Source organism: Pseudothermotoga lettingae TMO (assembly GCF_000017865.1).
Classification (GTDB): domain Bacteria; phylum Thermotogota; class Thermotogae; order Thermotogales; family DSM-5069; genus Pseudothermotoga_B; species Pseudothermotoga_B elfii.
Genome location: NC_009828.1, coordinates 1830795 through 1849980 on the forward strand (window position 1 = coordinate 1830795; position 19186 = coordinate 1849980).

The 19186-nt window shown below is 40.6% G+C and carries 22 protein-coding genes; 2 read left to right on the forward strand and 20 right to left on the reverse strand.

Annotation, left to right across the window (positions count from 1 at the left end):
* Window positions 1-17: 17 nt before the first annotated feature.
* From TLET_RS09035 to TLET_RS09075, 9 genes are read right to left on the reverse strand one after another with little or no spacing between them, the layout of a single operon-like run.
* The gene (locus TLET_RS09035) at window positions 18-557 is read right to left on the reverse strand and encodes a 2-oxoacid:acceptor oxidoreductase family protein (protein ID WP_012003788.1); all 540 of its coding nucleotides are present in this window, start codon (window positions 555-557) and stop codon (window positions 18-20) included.
* Complete coding sequence (locus TLET_RS09040; protein ID WP_012003789.1) at window positions 557-1309, reverse strand: thiamine pyrophosphate-dependent enzyme; 753 nt, start codon at window positions 1307-1309, stop codon at window positions 557-559. Before TLET_RS09040 ends, TLET_RS09035 begins: the two co-directional genes overlap by 1 nt.
* Before the next feature lies 1 nt (window position 1310).
* Window positions 1311-2363 carry a 3-methyl-2-oxobutanoate dehydrogenase subunit VorB gene (locus TLET_RS09045; RefSeq protein ID WP_012003790.1) on the reverse strand — a complete coding sequence of 351 codons (1053 nt, stop codon included), beginning with the start codon at window positions 2361-2363 and terminating at the stop codon, window positions 1311-1313.
* Window positions 2364-2368: 5 nt separating this feature from the next.
* On the reverse strand, window positions 2369-2599 hold the full coding sequence (locus tag TLET_RS09050; protein WP_012003791.1) for a 4Fe-4S dicluster domain-containing protein: 231 nt from the start codon (window positions 2597-2599) through the stop codon (window positions 2369-2371).
* Window positions 2596-3246: a cobyric acid synthase CobQ gene (locus TLET_RS09055; RefSeq protein ID WP_012003792.1), complete on the reverse strand. Its 651-nt coding sequence runs from the start codon at window positions 3244-3246 to the stop codon at window positions 2596-2598. The genes TLET_RS09050 and TLET_RS09055 overlap by 4 nt, the downstream gene beginning before the upstream one ends.
* On the reverse strand, window positions 3222-4328 hold the full coding sequence (gene buk, locus TLET_RS09060; RefSeq protein ID WP_012003793.1) for a butyrate kinase: 1107 nt from the start codon (window positions 4326-4328) through the stop codon (window positions 3222-3224). The genes TLET_RS09055 and buk (TLET_RS09060) overlap by 25 nt, the downstream gene beginning before the upstream one ends.
* 12 nt (window positions 4329-4340) lie before the next feature.
* Window positions 4341-5225 carry a bifunctional enoyl-CoA hydratase/phosphate acetyltransferase gene (locus TLET_RS09065; RefSeq protein WP_012003794.1) on the reverse strand — a complete coding sequence of 295 codons (885 nt, stop codon included), beginning with the start codon at window positions 5223-5225 and terminating at the stop codon, window positions 4341-4343.
* Complete coding sequence (gene buk, locus TLET_RS09070) at window positions 5209-6288, reverse strand: butyrate kinase (protein WP_012003795.1); 1080 nt, start codon at window positions 6286-6288, stop codon at window positions 5209-5211. The genes TLET_RS09065 and buk (TLET_RS09070) overlap by 17 nt, the downstream gene beginning before the upstream one ends.
* Before the next feature lies 1 nt (window position 6289).
* Entirely contained in the window at window positions 6290-7474 is a 1185-nt protein-coding gene (locus tag TLET_RS09075) for an aminotransferase-like domain-containing protein (RefSeq protein WP_049753419.1), read from the reverse strand.
* A 254-nt stretch (window positions 7475-7728) separates the two neighbouring features.
* Between TLET_RS09075 and TLET_RS09080 the strand changes: the two genes are divergently transcribed.
* Together TLET_RS09080 and TLET_RS09085 are read left to right on the forward strand one after the other, a co-directional pair.
* Entirely contained in the window at window positions 7729-8874 is a 1146-nt protein-coding gene (locus TLET_RS09080) for a pyridoxal-phosphate-dependent aminotransferase family protein (protein ID WP_012003797.1), read from the forward strand.
* Complete coding sequence (locus TLET_RS09085) at window positions 8871-9782, forward strand: D-2-hydroxyacid dehydrogenase (RefSeq protein WP_012003798.1); 912 nt, start codon at window positions 8871-8873, stop codon at window positions 9780-9782. The genes TLET_RS09080 and TLET_RS09085 overlap by 4 nt, the downstream gene beginning before the upstream one ends.
* 20 nt (window positions 9783-9802) lie before the next feature.
* On the opposite strand, the gene TLET_RS09090 is transcribed toward TLET_RS09085, so the two are convergent.
* The 11 genes from TLET_RS09090 to TLET_RS09140 are packed head-to-tail and all read right to left on the reverse strand — an operon-like array spanning window position 9803 to window position 19107.
* Entirely contained in the window at window positions 9803-10480 is a 678-nt protein-coding gene (locus TLET_RS09090; protein ID WP_012003799.1) for a hypothetical protein, read from the reverse strand.
* Window positions 10464-11051 (reverse strand): pyridoxal 5'-phosphate synthase glutaminase subunit PdxT, encoded by a 588-nt coding sequence (gene pdxT / locus TLET_RS09095; protein WP_028843718.1) that lies wholly within the window; start codon window positions 11049-11051, stop codon window positions 10464-10466. The genes TLET_RS09090 and pdxT overlap by 17 nt, the downstream gene beginning before the upstream one ends.
* Window positions 11052-11053: 2 nt before the next feature.
* The gene (gene pdxS / locus TLET_RS09100) at window positions 11054-11932 is read right to left on the reverse strand and encodes a pyridoxal 5'-phosphate synthase lyase subunit PdxS (protein WP_012003801.1); all 879 of its coding nucleotides are present in this window, start codon (window positions 11930-11932) and stop codon (window positions 11054-11056) included.
* 2 nt (window positions 11933-11934) lie between these two features.
* Entirely contained in the window at window positions 11935-13239 is a 1305-nt protein-coding gene (locus TLET_RS09105; RefSeq protein ID WP_012003802.1) for a nicotinate phosphoribosyltransferase, read from the reverse strand.
* Window positions 13236-13763 (reverse strand): cysteine hydrolase family protein, encoded by a 528-nt coding sequence (locus TLET_RS09110; protein WP_012003803.1) that lies wholly within the window; start codon window positions 13761-13763, stop codon window positions 13236-13238. The genes TLET_RS09105 and TLET_RS09110 overlap by 4 nt, the downstream gene beginning before the upstream one ends.
* Before the next feature lie 26 nt (window positions 13764-13789).
* Window positions 13790-14764 (reverse strand): thiamine pyrophosphate-dependent enzyme, encoded by a 975-nt coding sequence (locus TLET_RS09115; RefSeq protein ID WP_012003804.1) that lies wholly within the window; start codon window positions 14762-14764, stop codon window positions 13790-13792.
* Window positions 14765-14777: 13 nt separating this feature from the next.
* Window positions 14778-15950 carry a pyruvate synthase subunit PorA gene (porA, locus tag TLET_RS09120; protein ID WP_012003805.1) on the reverse strand — a complete coding sequence of 391 codons (1173 nt, stop codon included), beginning with the start codon at window positions 15948-15950 and terminating at the stop codon, window positions 14778-14780.
* A gap of 2 nt (window positions 15951-15952) precedes the next feature.
* Window positions 15953-16255, reverse strand: a complete 303-nt coding sequence (gene porD, locus TLET_RS09125) for a pyruvate synthase subunit PorD (RefSeq protein WP_012003806.1) — start codon at window positions 16253-16255, stop codon at window positions 15953-15955.
* Window positions 16248-16820 carry a 2-oxoacid:acceptor oxidoreductase family protein gene (locus TLET_RS09130; protein WP_012003807.1) on the reverse strand — a complete coding sequence of 191 codons (573 nt, stop codon included), beginning with the start codon at window positions 16818-16820 and terminating at the stop codon, window positions 16248-16250. Before TLET_RS09130 ends, porD begins: the two co-directional genes overlap by 8 nt.
* Before the next feature lie 23 nt (window positions 16821-16843).
* Window positions 16844-18427 carry a glycoside hydrolase family 57 protein gene (locus TLET_RS09135; RefSeq protein ID WP_012003808.1) on the reverse strand — a complete coding sequence of 528 codons (1584 nt, stop codon included), beginning with the start codon at window positions 18425-18427 and terminating at the stop codon, window positions 16844-16846.
* The gene (locus TLET_RS09140) at window positions 18424-19107 is read right to left on the reverse strand and encodes a DUF4912 domain-containing protein (protein ID WP_012003809.1); all 684 of its coding nucleotides are present in this window, start codon (window positions 19105-19107) and stop codon (window positions 18424-18426) included. The genes TLET_RS09135 and TLET_RS09140 overlap by 4 nt, the downstream gene beginning before the upstream one ends.
* Between the last annotated feature and the right edge of the window lie 79 nt (window positions 19108-19186).

Genomic DNA, 19186 nt, shown 5'->3' on the forward strand with positions numbered 1-19186 from the left:
CAATGGGTGGGTTTATCTTATCCGCCTACGTGTTTTACGCCTTCAAAAATCGCTTTAACATTCAATTCGATTATTTCTGAGTTTTTCGCAGATAGCTTGTATTTCATTGCCTCTATCAGAGAATCCACTTCAGTACATTTTGTTGTATAGACAAACGCTCCAAGCACAACCATATTTGCCACCTTAACATTGCCAAGTTTTTCGGCGATATCGTTAGCGGGTATTTCGATTACCTTCACGTCATTTCTCTGAGGCTTCCTATCTATAACTGAAGTATTGATAAAAAGATATCCATCTTTTTTCAACTTCGGCTCAAATTTCAAAAGTGACGGTATGTTCATTGCAACAACTTCCAGTGGTGTATCAACAACAGGAGAAGCAACCGGTTCATCACTTACAACAACTGTGCAATTGGCAGTCCCGCCGCGCATTTCTGGACCATAAGATGGAAACCATGTTGTGTGCTTTCCTTCATTCATCGCAGCTTGAGCAAGTACCTGACCCATCAACATAACACCCTGTCCGCCAAAACCAGCAAATATTATGCTATGCATCATCATTCCTCACCAACCTTATCAATAAAAACGCCAAGCGGGTATTCTTTCACCATATTCTGTTCAAGCCATTGCATAGCTTTTATGGGGCCCATTCCCCAATTTGTCGGACATGTAGATAAAACTTCAACAAGACCATATCCTGTATTTTTTATCTGCGCCAGAAAAGCTTTTTTTATATATTTCTTGGTCGTTATAACATCTTTTGGCGTTGCTACCTTGGTTCTGGCTAAAAAAGCTACTCCCTTCAATTCCTTGAGAATTTCACATACGTGAACGGGATAACCTTCCTTCTCTGCATTTCTTCCATAAGGTGACGTGGTAGTTTTCATGCCCAGTAGCGTTGTTGGAGCCATCTGGCCACCCGTCATTCCATAAATCGCGTTGTTTATGAAGATGGTTGTGATTCTCTCGCCACGATTAGCAGCATGGATTGTTTCGGCTGTTCCAATTGCAGCGAGATCCCCATCGCCCTGATAGGTAAAAACTACAAGATCTGGCCTCGCGCGTTTCATACCAGTTGCAACAGCAGTAGCTCGACCATGTGGAGCTACTGTACCATCCAAGTTGAAAAACTCGTACGCAAAAACAGAACACCCGACGGGAGCAACAATTATTGCTTTTTCTCTGAGATCCAGTTCATCTATAACTTCAGCTATCAACCTGTGAACTATTCCATGATGACAACCAGGACAATATGTGAATGGCTTTCCGCTCAAGGATTCCGGCATTTTGTAAACTGCTTTATATTCCATTTCAATGCCTCCCAACTAAGTTCTTGAGATGAGAAAAGATCTCTTCTGGGGTAGGAACTACACCGGCCATTCTCCCATAAAACTCTACTCTTGTTTTTCCAAGAACAGCAAGTTTTACATCTTCAAGCATCTGACCGGAGCTCATCTCAACTGTTAACACCATGGACACTTTCTCAGACAATTTTGACAGGGGTTCATATGGGTAAGGATAAAGTGTAATCGGCCTGAACAAACCAGCGGCTATTTTTTCCTCCCTTGCCATCTTAACAACACTTTTAACTATTCTTCCAACTGTACCGTGTGCAACTATCAAAATGTCAGCATCGTCTGTATTGTATTCTTCCCAGCGAGGCTCTTGACTTTCTATTCTGAAATATTTTCTTTGAAGCTCCATATTCATCTTTTCAAGCCCATAAGGATCTATATTGAAACTTGTTACCTGCCTTGGCGATCTATTTTTTGCGCCTGTCAATGCCCAGCTATCGTTATCATAAGCAAATTCTTTCTCCGGAAAACTCACTGGCTCCATCATCTGTCCAAGCAAACCATCTGCAAATATGAGTACGGGATTTCTGTATTCATCTGCAAGCTCAAAAGCAAGCATCGTTAACTCAACCGCTTCCTGAACTGTTGACGGAGATAGAACTATGAGTCTGTAATCTCCATGACCTCCTCCCTTTGTTGCCTGAAAATAGTCACCTTGGGATGGCTGAATATCGCCCAGCCCCGGCCCACCGCGCACGACATTAACAAAAACCGAAGGAAGTTGAGCACATGCTATGTAAGAGATTCCTTCCTGCATCAAGCTGAAACCTGGAGATGACGTAGATGTCATAACTCTTCTGCCAACACTCGCCGCTCCATAGACCATATTCACAGCAGCAACCTCACTTTCAGCTTGAAGAAAAGAACCTCCTACCTCGGGCAACCTTCGAGCCATATACTCTGTAAGTTCGCTCTGAGGCGTGATAGGATAACCAAAGTAATTCCGACATCCAGCTTTTATAGCAGCTTCTCCAATAGCTTCCGTACCTTTCATCATAACTCTTTTCACTTGAATCACCTCACAGGTTGAGATAGTTTGTAAACCGTTATACAGGTATCCGGACACATCATGTAGCAAAAACCACAACCCGGGCACTTTTCCTGTGGATCGTATTGTTCTGCAGGGTGATACCCTTTACTATTGAATTTTGTCGAAAATCTTATTATTTTTTGAGGGCACGCATTTATACAAAGTCCACAACCTTTGCATCTTTCACTATCTATTTCTATATAAGCTTTTTTCAAGACAACTCCTCCCTTTTTTTCAAGAATCTCTTTATGCGAAAAATATTGAACTTACTTATCAAAGTATCTGTCTGAGCTGTGACAGTAAATGCAATAGGTATGTTTAAAATCTCTGATGCTTTTGAAATTACTATCTCGCTATCTTCTATTAAATCAACTGTCGTTTCGCTGCCAAGATTTGTATTGTTGACAAGATAATCTACCTTTATTCCAGAACGTTCCTCAATTCTTCTCACAACCTGCACAATCTGCTCAGAGCTCTCTGTAAAAGGTCTTTTAGTGTTAACAACAAAATATACCCTACTGTCTCCGAGATACTCTCTTAGATAACCAAGAACTACGACACCTCTTTCGGCGCCTCCCACATCCAGAACGACCTGATACTCAGGATTTCCAAGATACCCCATAACAGAAGCCGTTATTAAGGGTAAATCTGCGTTTAAAATGTTCTCGGGCGGTGTGATCGTTTTTATATCGTAAGACTGGATCAATTCTCGAACATCCCTGATTCTGAAATAAGGTGATACAACATCAACATCAGCAATTGCTACCTGGCTGCAATTCTGCTTGAGGTTGATCGCATAATTTATAGCTATCTCCGTTTTTCCACTTCCATACAGCCCTACAAAGACATGATTTTTTGCCATTTTTCCGCCTCTTTACTGTATATTTTTGCTTTTTCCTGGCCTCTTAAAACCCTCAAAACTCCAAGTGCAAGTGCTTTCTCTTCATCTCCTCCTGGATATACAAAAACAGGTGCAATAAAAGAAACATATTCTTTGAGCCAGCTTATCATGTATCTTTCATCGTAGGCAAGTCCACCTGTGAGAACTATTGCATCTACATCTCCCCTCATAGCCGCAGCTGTTTTACCGATCCATTTTGCTATCTGGTATGACATAGCTCTGTAAACAATTTCTGCTTTTTTATCTCCCTCAGAAATCCTTTTTTGAACCTCAATAGCGCTGTTTGTCCCAAGATAAGCAACCAGACCCCCGTTACCCTTTATCCTTCTCATGACCCACTCTTTCGAATATTTTCCAGAAAAACAGAGGTCTATCAATTGCGTTAAAGGAAGTGTACCGCTTCTTTCAGGGGTAAAAGGCCCATCACCATCAAGTGCATTGTTCACATCAACAACTTTTCCTTTCACATGGGCCCCTACAGATATACCTCCACCCATATGAACCACTATCAAATTGGCGTCTTCATAATTTTTTCCAAGTTCTGCAGCGGCTCTTCTCGCAACTGCTTTTTGGTTTAAGGCATGAAAAATTGACTTTCTTGGCAGCTCAGGGTGCCCGGAAAGCCTTGCGATTTCTGCAAGTTCATCTACCACAACAGGATCGACGATGTAGGATTTTATCCCTGCAATTCGAGCAAGTTCATATGCCAGAACTGCTCCAAGATTGGATGCGTGTTCACCATATTTAGCTTGTTTTAATTCATCTATCATAGATGTATTCACTTCATACGTCCCCCCTGGTATCGGACTCAGTAGCCCGCCCCTACCGACAATAGCTGAAAAATCGTGGATGGAATATCCACTTTTCTCAAGAAAGTCAACAATCACACCTTTTCGAAATTCATATTGATCAAAGATGGTATCGTATCTGGATAATTCATCCGAACTATGTCTCAGAGTTTCTGACAAGATCATGTCTTCATTTTCAAAAATGGCGAGCTTTGTTGAAGTCGAACCAGGATTTATCACCAGAATTCTGTACACTCAACCATCCCCTCAAACAAGTAATGCACCAAGTGCTATCGAATAAAGTTTCGTTTCATCCGAATCGGCCCGTGATGTTAAAACAATTGGCAATCTCGCTCCAAGGATCACAGAAGCAACTTTAGCATTTGCAAGAAAAACCATTGATTTATAGAAAATATTCCCCGCTTCAATATCTGGCATGATTAGTACGTCAGCATCTCCTGCAACCGGACTTTCTACACCTTTATGCTTTGCAGCTTCAATAGAAACAGCGTTATCAAGAGCAAAAGGTCCGTCAACAATGCAATCTTTTATTTGATTTCTATCATTCATTTTGCTCAATATCGCTGCGTCCAAAGTTGCGGACATCTTCAAATTTGGGATCTCAACTGCACCAAGTACGGCAACCTTCGGCTTTTCCACTCCAAATTTTTTCATGACTCTTACCGCAGCATTTATCATATCAACTTTCTGTTCGAGAGTGGGCGATATTATCATCCCGGCATCGCTTACTGCCAAAAGTTTTGCGTATGAAGGTATATCAAAAACACTTACCATTGTCATGGTTGAACCTGTTTTCAATCTATATTCATCTTGAAGGACCAATTTCATAAGGTCACCGGTTTTAACCAGCCCCTTCATTAAAAGTTCCCCATTTTTATCTGCAATCTCCACAGCTTTTGCAGCAGCATCACTCTCTGGGCTATCCACCACTTCACATTTTGATAAATCGAGATCAATATTTGAAGAAAGAACTTTTATTTTTTCATACGGTCCAACCAGAATCGGTGACACAATTTCGTATTCAACAGCAAGTTTTACGGCATTCAGAACAACACTATCAGCAGCAGACGCAACTACCAATTTTCTTCTAATCCCTCTCACTTTTTCAACGATTTCAAGAAACCTGCTCATCAACAACACCCCACTCTTTGGCCTGTTCATAACCTCTCAAAACTCTCAAAGCTCCAAATGCCAATGCCTCCATTTCAAACTCTCCAGGCACAACAAAAACAGGGGCAAATCTATAAACATAACTTTTTATCATCTCAACAAACTCATTACTATGAGCCATACCACCTGTTAAAACTATCGCGTTCACTTTCCCGCACAAAACTGCACACATTCCCCCTATTTCTTTACCAACCTGATATGCCATCGCCTGAACAACTACATTCGCTTTCTCATCAGTTTTCGCCAACTGTAAAGCTTCTCTCAGGTCATTTGTCCCAAGATAGGCAACAAGTCCTCCCTTACCCACAAACTTTTTCTTCAATTCCTGTTTGGTATACTTACCCGAGAAGCACATTCTAACCACATCACCGACAGGCAGCTCCCCTGTTCTCTCTGGGCTGAATGGCCCTTCGTCATTTGCATTATTCACATCTATAATCTTTCCCTTTCTTATTGCTGCAACGGAAATTCCTCCACCAAGGTGAGCAACCACAAAGTTCAGGTCTTCATAATCTGCGTTCAGTTCCAAAGCTACCTTTCTACAAACTGCTTTTATATTCAGGGCGTGTGAAAAGCTTTTTCTCTCTATTTCTGGAACACCTGAAAATCTCGCTTCGTCAACCATTTCATCAACAGAAATGGGGTCTGTCACATAAACAGGTATTTTTCCTTGACCCAGTTCATAACCGATAATAGCAGCAAGATTAGAAACATGACTGACTGGCGAATCATACTTCAAATAATGAATCATCCTGTTATCTACAATATAAGTTCCACTTTTAAGGGGAGGTAATATTCCTCCTCTTGCGGCAATGGCATCAAAATCTTCCACTTTAAAACCGTGCTTTTTCAGTATCATAAGTATATTTTCTCGTCTGAAATTCAATTGATCCATCAAATTTGGATGTTTTTCAAGATCTGATAAACTGTGCTCAACTTTTTCCAGAAGTTTACATTTCTCATCCTCATAGACTGCAATTTTTGTGGAAGTTGAGCCAGGGTTTATCACCAAGATTCTGTACATTTCATTTCATCCCCCTGGAAACCCTGTATTGATCAAAAGCTGTTCTCAATCTCTTCACACCTTCGTGAATTTCCTCAACAGAAGGCAAGCAGAATGACATTCTCATAGATGAAGATGGTTCAGAATAAGGTCGGAATGCTTCTCCTGGTATATAAAAAACTTTGTTTTGTTCTGCAAATTTGAACATTTCCATCGTGTCGTAACCTTCCGGAAGGGTGGTCCATATGAATAATCCACCGTTTGGATTTGTCCACTTCGTTCCTTTAATGTCACCAAAATAATTCTCAAGCGCTCTGACCATTTCATTTTTCTTTTTCCTGTAAAGTTCTATGGCAGGTTTGATTTGTTCAAGCACATCATAACGTTCGAGATATCTTGCTGCAAGCCTCATCGTTAAAGATGGACTGCATAGATCTGTACCCTGTTTTGCAAGAACCATCTTCCTCACTATAGACTTATCTGCAACAACCACTCCTATTCTCAAACCGGGGCAAAGAATTTTGCTGAAAGTATTTAAAAGAATAACCCGATCAGTTCCTCCAAGTTTCATTATTGATGGCACATGTTCCCCTTCAAATCGAAGTACACCATACGGATCGTCCTCAACAACAAGCAAATCATACTTTTCTGCAACCTCGATCAGAGCTTTTCGCTTCTCCAGAGATGTTGTGACGCCTGATGGGTTTTGGAAATTTGAAACAACGTATATAAATTTCAATTTTTTTATTTCTCCCGCTCTGTCTATTTCTTCAATTTTTTGCTCAATCATATCTATATCAGGTCCATCTTCATCAAATTTTGCAACAACAAAACGCGGTTCTCTCATTCGAAAAGCACTTATTGCTCCCAGATACTCAGGATCACCAACAACAACATAGTCACCTGAATCTATAAAAACTTTTCCCAATAATTCAAGCGCTTGCTGAGAACCAACTGTTATGAGAATATTCTCGTGTGATAAACCTTCTATTCCATAAATTCTCTTGAGTAAGATCAGTATCTGATTTATAAGCTGTGGGTCACCTTCCGTGACAGAATATTGCAAAGTATATTTATATTCTTCTTCTAAAATCTCTGAAGCTATTTTTGACAATTCATGTCTTGGGAAAGTCTCTGGATCAGGTGTCCCTCCGCCAAAAGAAACAGCGCCTGGCATATTAGCGTATTTGAGTAATTCTCTGATCATCGATGATTTTAATCTTTCCGCAAGTTTAGAAAAGTTGTGTTGTTTTGTCTTCACACCATCACCCCGATAATATATTATCAAATTCGTGCCAAGGTCGTTGTAACACAAAAAATCACTTTTCATCAAATTTTTCTAACTTGCAAGAAATTGCATTATGCAAAAAATGGCATGCAAATTATTGCATAAATAGAGGTTATAAGAAAGCAGTTTCTACATGTTAAACTACTTTTGGAGAATTATAAGGAGGTGTGTATATGCTCAGGAAGAATTACATAATGGCCCCGGGTCCCACACCAGTACCAGCTGATATACTCCTTGCCGGTGCAAAAGAAACTATCCATCATAGAACACCGCAATTTCTTGAAATCATGAAAGAAACACTTGAAAGTGCAAAATATCTATTCCAGACTAATAGTAAAATCTACACTTTCGTATCATCGGGAACAGGAGCAATGGAAGCAGCTGTCACAAATCTGATGAACCCGGGAGAAAAAGCGATAGTTGTTGTAGCAGGAAAGTTTGGAGAAAGATGGAAAGAAATTTGTGATTCATACGGTATTCAGGTTGTAGAAATAGCCGTTGAATGGGGAAATGCTGTTAGTCCGGAGCAAATAGAGAATGTTATGAAACAACATCCAGATGCCAGGGTAATATTCACAACACACAGCGAAACATCGACAGGAACGGTAATTGATTTGAAGTCCATCGCCCAACTTACGAAAGATACCGATCATGTCCTTGTTACAGACGAGGTAAGCGGATTACTTGCCGAACCACTCAAAATGGATGAATGGGGAGTAGATGTAGTTGTCAGCGGTTCTCAAAAAGGCATTATGATGCCACCTGGCCTTGCTTTTATGGCTCTAAGTGAAAAAGCATGGAAATTAGTCGAGAAAAATCAGTGTCCAAAGTACTATTTTGACTTGAGATACTATGACAAAAATTATCCAGACAACCCGTGGACTCCAGCTGTGAACATGATATATATGCTCAATCAAAGTATAAAAATGATAAAAGAAGAAGGCATAGAAAATGTCTGGGAGAGACATAGAATTTTGGGAGAGGCGACGAGAAACGCGATGAGAGCACTTAATCTTGAGTTATTCTCAAAGAGGCCGGGAAATGTTGTCACAGCAGTAAAAGTTCCAGAAAGCATAGACGGAAAAAAACTTGTTAAAATCATACGGGACAAATATGGTGTAACAATTGCCGGCGGGCAAGGACACCTATCTGGAAAAATCTTCAGAGTAGCACATCTCGGATATGTGTCGATGTTCGATACTATAACTGCAATATCAGCTCTGGAATTTACTTTAAGTGAACTCGGTTATAAAATTGAACTTGGAACTGGTGTCAGAGCAGCAATGGAAACCCTTAAACGCGAGGGGGTAGCTGGATGATAAGAGTTCATATCAACGATCCTCTGGATCAGGAAGCATTAAATTTGCTCAAATCAAAAAGTCAACTTCAGGTAACGTGCGAACATCTTGATAAGGATAAACTACTCGAACTGATACCGCAAATAGAGGTTCTTATTGTCAGAAGCGCCACCAAAGTTACTGAAGATCTGATAAATAAAGGCGAAAAATTAAAGGTAATTGGGCGAGCTGGCGTTGGTCTTGACAATATAGATGTTACTGCAGCAAAGCAAAAAGGAATAAAAGTTTTGAATACACCTGGAGCAAGTTCCATATCTGTAGCAGAGTTAACATTTGGTCTGATACTTAGTGCATCTCGACATATTGCAAGAGGCACATGCGATTTGAAAAAAGGACTCTGGACCAAAAAAGAACTTGAGGGACATGAGCTTTATGGAAAAACAATAGGTATTGTAGGATTGGGAACCATAGGAAAAGAAGTCGCAAAAAGGTCAATCGCTTTTGGCATGAAAGTCATTGCGTATGATCCATTCGTTGAATATTTCGAAGGAGTCAAAATGGTCAGCCTTGAGGAGTTGTTTACAAATTCAGATATCATAACTCTGCATGTTCCATTATCAAATGAAACAAAGCACATGATAAACTCTGAAACAATATCCAAGATGAAAGATGGTGTGATAATCATAAACGCTTCACGCGGAGGAGTGATAGATGAACAGGCACTATACGATGCTCTCAGCTCTGGAAAAATTTATGCAGCTGCACTCGATGTATTTGAAGTTGAGCCACCTGCAGATGATCTGAGAAAAAAATTATTACAACTCCCCAATGTCACTGCTACTCCTCATATAGGTGCCTCTACTCATGAAGCACAGGCAAAAGTTGGAAGAGAGCTTGTAGAAAGAATCTTTGCAGAACTTGGCATATAAAAGGCGGCTTTTGCCGCCTTTTATATTGTAACGATCCTTTGGCCGGCCAAAACAGCATCCTTAGCAGTCTCTTCAAGTCTTAAAAGTAAATCTGATGCATCTGTTATTTCATTTGTTATCTGGCATATCGATGCTATGACATCTGGAAAATGACTCGTTTTTGGCAGCTTTATGCGTTTTGCACGTCTGATCAATCTACCCACAAAAACTTTTGCCCCATCCAAACCAATGTATGGGAGAATAGCTATCAGGGTGTTTTTATCATAAAGAACAATTCTGTCAGAGGTTCTAGCCTGCTTTTTTGCATTATTGTAAAGAGCTCGCGTGGTAAATTCCTCATCGGAACAAACTTTTACCATGGCAATCGACAGGGGGATGTTATACCTTTGCGATTTATATATTTCTTCATCCAGAAAAGTTTCTATACTGCATCTTGTCAGAACATAGCAATACATCAGCTTGAATTTCATAAGATAGTAATCAAGCTCCTGGCCAGGTAGTATCACATCTACAACTTGATCCAGATCATCCGGTATGTGATTGGTTACAATTACAGAGTCAAGAAATGGATGCGCCTTTTCCCCAACATAAAGATCGGCATCTTTTTCATCGGCAACAGCTACGCCGCAACACATGCCAATTGCATGAAAGATATTTGCTTTTGTTTTTTCATCAACAATATCAACATATACCCGCATGTTTAACGCCTGCCATTTCAAGAAAATATTTGTGTATTCTTAAATCCTGGCCGAGCTCTGGATGAAACGAACTCGCAAGCAAATTACCCTGCCGCACTAAAACGGGTGAATCTCCATAACGAGCAAGAACTTCCACTCCTTCACCCCACTCAACAATCTTAGGAGCTCTTATAAAAATTGCTTTGAATAAACCTCCAGTCGATGGTATATCAAGATTAACTTCAAAACTTTCTACCTGTCTACCGTAGGCATTTCTTTCTACAACTATATCCATGAAGCCAAAGCTGTATTGATACGGATAATTCACTATTTGTTTAGCAAGTAATATCATACCTGCACAGGTCCCATAAATTGGGAAATCCTGATCAACCAGCTTTTCTAATTCATCTGCTATTCCCGTCAATCTTGCAAGTTTGCCTATTGTTGTTGATTCACCGCCCGGTATTATAAGCCCTTTTGTTTTTCTAAGATCTTCAACGGTTTTTACTACAATTGTCTCAACTTGAAGTTTTTGCAAAGCCCAGAGATGTTCCCTAAAATCACCCTGAAGCCCCAGAACCCCTATGGTCAACTTTACCATCCTCTCTCCTGCATCCGAACTTCTAATTCTTCAACCTCAAGCCCTGGCATCGGCTCCCCTATATCTTCAGAAACCTTGAGCAACATATCAACGTCATTCCAGTAAGTCACAGCCATAACTATAGCACGCGCCATCTTTGCAGGATCTTTCGATTTAAAAATACCAGATCCAACGAAAACACCATCAGCGCCAAGCATCATCATCAGTGCTGCATCTGCAGGAGTAGCAACACCACCTGCGGCAAAATTCACAACAGGCAGTCTACCGAGTTTCTTGACTTCCCTTACCAGTTCTACAGGTGCACCTATTTCCTTGGCATAAGAAACCAGTTCCTCATCAGCCATAGTTGTGAGTCTTCTTATTTCATCCATAACCCTTCTCATATGTTTAACCGCTTCAACTATGTTTCCTGTTCCTGCTTCACCTTTAGTTCTTATCATAGCAGCACCCTCAGCAATTCTTCTGAGGGCTTCTCCAAGATCTCTCGCTCCGCAAACAAAGGGAACTTTGAATTCATGTTTGTTTATGTGAAATCTGTCATCTGCCGGGGTAAGAACTTCTGATTCATCTATAAAATCTACCCCGAGTGCCTCAAGAATTCTCGCCTCAGCAATATGGCCAATTCTTACCTTTGCCATAACAGGTATTGAAACAGCCTGCATGATTTCCTTTATCTTTGCAATACTTGCCATGCGGGCAACACCACCAGCTTTTCGTATATCCGCCGGTACGCGCTCAAGTGCCATAACCGCAACTGCGCCAGCTTCTTCTGCTATTTTTGCTTGTTCTGCTGTTGTTACATCCATTATGACTCCGCCCTTGAACATATCTGCAAACCCTGTCTTCACTGTCCATGTACCCTTCTCTGTCATAATCACACCTCCTCTTCCCAGTATCTTTTGAAAACTCTTTCAAGTCTTGAAGTATCCTGTTTAATCCGTCCAACTTTCGCACACGGTTTTCCATCAACCTCAACTATATCAGCTGTAATGTCAACCTTGTGTCTGAGTAATTTTGACCCAACAGCATACACATCTACAGGCACTCTTAGTTTCTCGAAAAGAGAAATTTTATCGGCATCAAATCCTCCTGAAACAACTATTTTTAGGTCCTTTAAGCCAACTTTATCAAACTCCTGCCGTGCACGCCAGACAAGCTCCGGACAAACCCCCAATGAAGATTCGTCCCTCGGAACAACTGAAATATCCCTCAAATTTCCAGAAGTATCAAATCTTACCCCCCATATCCTTCCCTTGCCCACACCTATTATAGGGGAAGGATCAGTCACACCCAAAACGAAATTCTTTCCGGTTTGCTTTTCATAGAAAGATTTAACAACCCTCAAGGTTGTCCCAATAACGTCATTATCCCAGTCCACCAAAATTATGCGATTCACGTTTTCAGGCATATGTTTGTCAAAAGCCACAGCAGCTTCCTCTGTGCTTCCGTTGTACGCTGCTATAAGGGCATGTGGCATTGTTCCCATGGATTGAGCTCCCCAATAATCAGCGTTGGCATCTGTCGAGACACCAAAAGCACCGGCGCAAAGTGCCGCATACCCGTCGGTTGCCTGAACCCAGTAATGATCAAACCTGGCGCTGAAATACAGAACTGGTTTACCGTTCGCAGCTTTAACAACGTTTTTAACGGCTGTAGCCGTGCTCGTGGCCCTTGCAATGACTCCTAAGAGTATTGTCTCTAAATACCCAAAATACGTTGGATCTCCCTCAATAGTCATGATAGGTTCCCATTCCCTTGCTTCATCGCCATCATAAAGGGCCTTGACTTCTATCTCATCCCATTTATCTACCCAGAGCTGGTTCAATTTTATTCTCAAATCCCATTTTCGTTCAGTATATTTCAAAACAATATCTGTCCTCATGTCAACAGAAGCAGCCTGAATAGCTTTATCAAGTGAGAGGATCTCCTGAAATATCTGTTTGGCTTTTTCTTCGTCTTTGTAATATCCGGTCGCAAACCTTAAAATTGCCAGCGCCTCGTCTATACCAACAACTGTGCAATCTTTTCTTGGAAAAAATTGGTACAGAACCCTTGGATGTCTGTTGTCTTTCTTGAGTACCTCAACATACCTTGAGAAATATATATCTGAATAATAGTCATTTCTGATGCGATCTATGGGAACTTTAAATACCTTTGGATCGAGTCTTTTTTTTCTCATAAAATCACCTCAGCACCAAGGACTTCTTTCATCATACGCAGGGCAAATTCGTGAAATTCACGATCATATGAAGCTGTTGCTTTTTCGTAAACTTCTACCTTGATATTTCTGTTTCTGAGTTCTTCAACAGTGAAAAGAACGCATATGTGCGTAACAACTCCGCAAACCTGGACTTTATCTATCGAGAAATTTTTCAAAATTCTATCAAGCTCTGTCCCGTAAAATGCACTGTATCTGGTTTTATAAACTGGGTAATATTTCGGATAATTTTGAAGAAGCTCTCTCAAAGGAGCAATAAGTTCAGCACCAGGCGTATTTTTAATACAGTGGCTTGGCCACATCTTAAACTCTTCATCATTTGCTTCATGCCAATCTTGCGTTGTTATAACAATTTCAGATCTTTCCATTGAATTTTTGATAACATCAATAGCGGGCGCAACAACCTTCTCGGCGCCCGCAAAATAAAGTGCTCCATCAGGGTCCACAAAATCTCTCTGCATGTCTATAACAATCAATGCATCCACACCATCGCCCCCTGGGGTGGTTAAGATTATCTCACGGGTTTATCTTTTGTGGCCTCCTCCAGAGCAAGCAATCTTTCCCATCTTTTGTCAACATATTGCTGGAGTTCATCTATTATTTCTTCTGCATCTGGTTTTTGAAGTAAAGGTCTGAATCTATCCTGAACTTTGACAAATTCAGAAACAGGTTTGAAACTCGATGGTTTTCTGGTGACTTTATAAACACCGCGATCCACCTCATACAGAGGCCAATATTTAGTCTGAACAGCAAGCTTCGTAATGTCAATTGTCCGATTTTCTGGAACTCTCCAGTATCTGACGCAGGGACTCAATACAGCTAAAAACGACGGACCTTCGAAAGTCAGTGCTTTCTCAATCTTGCTTATAAAATCCATCGGTTCACCAGCAGTAGCTGTCGCGGCATAAACATATTCATGACCTGCTACTATCTCTACGATGTTTTTCTTCAATTGAAGCTTTCCTGGTATCTTTTTTCCAACAGGTGCAGTGGTTGTATCTGCACCGGGAGGTGTTGAGCCAGATCTTTGGTTTCCCGTGTTCATATAACCTTCATTATCATAAAGAATATATATAAATTTATGTCCTCTTTCAATAGCACCGGAAAGTGACTGTAAACCTATATCATACGTTCCTCCATCTCCACCGAAAGCAAAAAAGGCATATTTTCTATCAGATGGAATTTTCCCGGATTTTTTAAGAGATCTATAAGCAGTCTCAACACCGCTAATTGTTGCAGCTACGTTTTCAAAAGCATTGTGTATATAAGGAACCGTCCAGGAAGTATATGGATAGATTGTTGATGAAACTTCCATACAACCAGTCGCAAATCCTATTACAGGTTCGTATCCGAGTGCTTTAGCGGTCATTAATGCTATTTTTACAGTTATTGGTGCGCCACATCCAGGGCACATTCTGTGCCCTTGCGTTAAACCAGGGTCTTTATCTGTAAAAATCTCTGCGAGTTTCTTCATTGTCAACGGCATTCAATGCACCTCCTCATTCTCTCAGACCAAGGTACAATTCCTGGTCTGCAACAAGTTCATGACTGATAGCCTTTTCAAAAGCGTACCTTATCAATTCTGGATTAACATCTCTGCCGCCAAGTCCATAGACAAAGGAACCAAGAAGCGGCTTCGATGCTACTTCATACAGAGACGACTTAACAGCCTCATATAGAGGTGCTTCTGCACCAAAAGAAGCCGATCTATCGAGAACGACAACGGCTTTTCTACCTGTAAGGTACCTCTGTATTTCAGCTTTCGGGAATGGTCTGAACATCCATATTTTTAACAACCCAACTTTTTTTCCTTCTTCTCTTAATTGATCAACAACATATTTTATCGTCCCATTAGTTGAACCAAGAGCTACCATAACATACTGTGCGTCTTCCATTTTGTAAGGTTCAACATAATCATATTTCCTGCCAGAAATTTTGTAATACTCTTCAGATATTTTTGAGAATACCTCAAAAACATTTTTCATTGCCTCAATTTGCTGCCTTTTGTGTTCGAAATAATAGTCGTATAGATCAAGAGGACCGTATGTCACTGGATTTTCCACATCAAGGAGAGGATAGAGAGGCTTCAACTGACCAACGAAACTCTTGACAACATCGTCAGGCAACAATTCAACCGCTTCTACTCCATGAGAAATGATGAATCCATCCTGATTAACCATAACAGGCAGTCTTATATTTTCATGTTCGGCAATCCTTACAGCCATGATTGTCAAATCGTAAACTTCCTGCGCGTCTTCGCAGAAAAGCTGTATCCATCCTGAATCTCTTTCTGCCATTGTATCACTATGGTCACAATGTATATTTATTGGCCCACTAAGTGCTCTGTTGACAACCGGCATTACTATAGGAAGTCTCAATGAAGCAGCTATATAAACAATTTCATGCATTAGTGCAAGTCCATTGGCACTGGTTGCTGTCATTGCTCTTGCGCCTGCAGCAGCGGCACCAACAAGTGCACTCATCGCACTATGCTCGCTCTCAACAGGTATCATTTCTGTTTTAACTACACCATCGGCAACATATTTTGCAAAATATTCAACTATGGGTGTTTGAGGGGTGATAGGATAAGCAGCCACTACATCAGGTTCAATCTGTTTCATAGCATAAGCGGCTGCCTGTGCTCCAGTTATAGCCTGTCTGGTAAGCTTCATACTCACTCCTCCTCGTGTGAAAACTCTGTTTCGGGTCTCATCTCAATAGCATTTCTTGGGCAAACATTAGCGCAAATACCACAGCCTTTACAATAGAAATAATTTATCCCTTTCATAACAGAATTTTCCTGAATAATAGCAAGGTCCGGACAGTAGAACCAACACATCATACAATCTATACATTTTGATCTATCATAAACAGGTCTTTTCACGCGCCAGTCGCCGGTTTTGTATTTGCGTGCAGTTCCCGGCTCAGTAATAATTCCACCAATTGGAACTTCATTCCATTTCTTCAACTCAGCCATCGCAGGCCACCTCCTCGTAACCCCGTCTTAAAGCTCTGAGATTGGCTTCAAGCATCTCTTCAGAGAGCTTTTTTCCAAACATATTCTTGATTTTTTGCTCGAGCGATTCAAGTGTCACAACATTTGTAATTTTCGCAACTGCACCAAGAATAACTGTATTTGGTATCCCTCTTTTAATTTCCTCAAGGGCTATATCAGTTGCTTTCAATGTACAAATTTTGCCATTAAAATGTGTTTTCTTTCTAATGTAGTCGACAGGGTGGGTTGTGTTAACAATTAAAACACCATCTTCAGTTATGCCCTCGACAACCGCTGGTGATAACAGCGTATCATCGATCACCACAACCACATTTGGTTTCTCAACTGATGAATGGATAGTAATCTTCCCATCGCTAATTCTGTTGAATGCCCTCATAGGCGCACCAGATCGCTCCGCACCATATTCGGGAAAAGCTTGGGCATACTTACCCATATCCAAAACTGCTTCTGCCAAAAGCTGCGAGGCACTTTTCGCACCTTGACCAGCTCTTGAGTGCCACCTGATTTCGTAATATTTGGCAGGCACTGTATCCCTCCTCTCGGATTCTGCTAACGACTATATACCCTGTAGTCTATCCAGGGGAATATCGCATCCATTTGCTCAATTTGCGAAAGATATTCTTCATCTATATTATTGCTCAAAAACTGTCTTTCCAGATCTAAAAACCTTTTCACATGCGTTTTAATTCTGTTAACTGCATATTCGACACTGGTGTTTGTCGTAATGATAAAGGCCCAATCGCTCGATTGAACAAGCAAAAGCTCACGGAGCATCTGGTTCAGTACTCTTATTTTTAACAAATCGTGCTCGTCCTTAAATTCACTTGCAAGTTTCTCCATTCTGTCACTCAATTCGTTCATATGAATGTATATCCAGTCATTTCTTCCGTTTAACCATGTTTCATTGTAGCCGCCGTTTCCCCACGAAGAAGCCGCCGGTGTGAGTATTTGAAACGAATCAAATTTTTCGAGGACCTCGGAAGCTGTCAGAGGTTTCATTGAACGAACCTTCGCGGCTTCTCTAAAGAAATATTCCAGAAATTCTGGCCCTTCAAACCACCAGTGCCCAAACAACTCCGTATCGAAAGGAGCTACCACGACTGGAGGTTGATCAAAAAGCTCATAAAGTCTTTGTATCTGAGTAAGTTTCTTATCAAGAAAATCTAAAGCATGCTCTTTTGCAGCTGTTAAAGCATCATCACGATTGTAGAAAGATTTACCGTCCAGCGGTAATTCTTTGGAAGTGATTTTGTAATATTTGATACCTGTATTCACACGTGCACCGCTTGGATCTATGTATGGCTTTATGTAATCAAAATCTCTGTCAAAACCTATATCTCTATAAAACTCCCTATATCTGTAATCGCCAGGGTATCCCGTTGAGGCACTCCAGACCTGTTCACTCGATTCTGGATCCCTCGAAAAAGCGAAAACACCAGATGGAGTCATTACAGGCCTGTAAACATCATATTTTGGTTTTTCATCAGCGTACCAAAGTGCATGTGAGTCAACAAAGAAAAATCTCAATTCATGTCTTTTGAGAATCTCATCCAAACCAGGATAATAACCACATTCAGCAAGCCACATGCCTTTCGGAGGAAAACCAAATACTTCTTGGAAAGCTCTTACTCCAAGTTTTATCTGTGAGTTTACAGCAACAGGTTGATGTTGCATTAAAGGCAAAAATCCGTGTGTGGCGTTGCATGTGATAAGTTCGATGTTTCCATCAAGTGAGTGTTTTTTAAATCCGCTGGTCAAATCGCAGTTCAGAGATTTATAGTACTCCAGTACCTGAGTAAATCTATTCTTGTAAAAAAGAGCAAGTTCTTTTTCTTCAAGGGTCCTTGCATGAACTATTTCTTTGTCGCAGAGTTCGATAAGTTGGGTTACGTGGGTTAAGAATTTTTCCTGAAGGCTTTTTGTTTTCATCATCTCAAGAAGTGGCGGGGTCAGAGATATTGTTACTTTAAAAGATATTCCATCCCGAGCAAGTCGATCGAAAGTCATCAATAAAGGTATATAGCTTTCGATAACTGCTTCGAAAAACCACCTTTCTTCAAGAAAAGAATCATGTTCTGGGTGATGAACATATGGAAGATGAGAGTGAAGAACAAGGCTGAAATAACCGATCACTTTCTATCACCTGCCAGATTTGAGAAACTTGAACCACGGCTACCACCTATGTGCTCAACAGGCTTTAAAAAAGCTTCACCTACAAACACGTATTTCTTTCCTCTTATATACCATCTCTGTCTGTTAGAAGGTGACGGAGAATCTGAAGGTGTCTTGCAAAGATTTGATCTCAGTAGCGGGATGAAATCGTAGCCATTTTTGTAACCTATTTCTGCAATGTAATCTGCATTGGACATCGGGACATGAAAATAATAATTTCTGCAGACACCGAGATCAATCCCAGCCTCAAAAATTCTGTGGGCATTTTTTCCATCAAAAATAATGAACGTCACATCGTACAATCTCACGACTACATTCCCGGCTTTAGAAAGTTTTTCAAAAGTTTCTGCAGACAGATCCCAATAAAGATAAACAAGGTGAGGGTTAACCGGTAGAAGCACTATCTTATCCGAGCCATACGAAAAAGGAATTTCGTTAATCTCCTGCACAGTTCTTTTCGCAGAAGCAGGTGGAGATGTAGCTTCCTCAGGTAATTTCGAAGCGTATTCGCTGATTAATTTGTATACCTCCTGTTTTTTCATCATTTTCTTGACTTTTAATCCGAGTTTCTTGGCGAGCGCTTTTGCTTCTTGAATGGAAGGATTGCGATGAAGGAAATCAAACAAATCTTGGCGCCTCATGCCTTGCGCCTCCTTTTGCATAATATTTACATTTTATTCTATCATGTTCTAAAATAGTTGTAAATAGATAAAAAATAAA

What these genes read in the sequence shown, in the direction of transcription:
- TLET_RS09090 (WP_012003799.1), bottom strand. Translation starts at nt 10,480, where the DNA reads ATGCGGGTATATGTTGATATTGTTGATGAAAAAACAAAAGCAAATATC.
- porA (WP_012003805.1), bottom strand. Translation starts at nt 15,950, where the DNA reads ATGAAGCTTACCAGACAGGCTATAACTGGAGCACAGGCAGCCGCTTAT.
- TLET_RS09035 (WP_012003788.1), bottom strand. Translation starts at nt 557, where the DNA reads ATGATGCATAGCATAATATTTGCTGGTTTTGGCGGACAGGGTGTTATG.
- TLET_RS09085 (WP_012003798.1), top strand. Translation starts at nt 8,871, where the DNA reads ATGATAAGAGTTCATATCAACGATCCTCTGGATCAGGAAGCATTAAAT.
- TLET_RS09115 (WP_012003804.1), bottom strand. Translation starts at nt 14,764, where the DNA reads ATGCCGTTGACAATGAAGAAACTCGCAGAGATTTTTACAGATAAAGAC.
- TLET_RS09040 (WP_012003789.1), bottom strand. Translation starts at nt 1,309, where the DNA reads ATGGAATATAAAGCAGTTTACAAAATGCCGGAATCCTTGAGCGGAAAG.
- TLET_RS09105 (WP_012003802.1), bottom strand. Translation starts at nt 13,239, where the DNA reads ATGAGAAAAAAAAGACTCGATCCAAAGGTATTTAAAGTTCCCATAGAT.
- pdxS (WP_012003801.1), bottom strand. Translation starts at nt 11,932, where the DNA reads ATGACAGAGAAGGGTACATGGACAGTGAAGACAGGGTTTGCAGATATG.
- TLET_RS09065 (WP_012003794.1), bottom strand. Translation starts at nt 5,225, where the DNA reads ATGAGCAGGTTTCTTGAAATCGTTGAAAAAGTGAGAGGGATTAGAAGA.
- TLET_RS09140 (WP_012003809.1), bottom strand. Translation starts at nt 19,107, where the DNA reads ATGAGGCGCCAAGATTTGTTTGATTTCCTTCATCGCAATCCTTCCATT.
- TLET_RS09080 (WP_012003797.1), top strand. Translation starts at nt 7,729, where the DNA reads ATGCTCAGGAAGAATTACATAATGGCCCCGGGTCCCACACCAGTACCA.
- TLET_RS09075 (WP_049753419.1), bottom strand. Translation starts at nt 7,474, where the DNA reads ATGATCAGAGAATTACTCAAATACGCTAATATGCCAGGCGCTGTTTCT.
- buk (WP_012003795.1), bottom strand. Translation starts at nt 6,288, where the DNA reads ATGTACAGAATCTTGGTGATAAACCCTGGCTCAACTTCCACAAAAATT.
- porD (WP_012003806.1), bottom strand. Translation starts at nt 16,255, where the DNA reads ATGGCTGAGTTGAAGAAATGGAATGAAGTTCCAATTGGTGGAATTATT.
- TLET_RS09055 (WP_012003792.1), bottom strand. Translation starts at nt 3,246, where the DNA reads ATGGCAAAAAATCATGTCTTTGTAGGGCTGTATGGAAGTGGAAAAACG.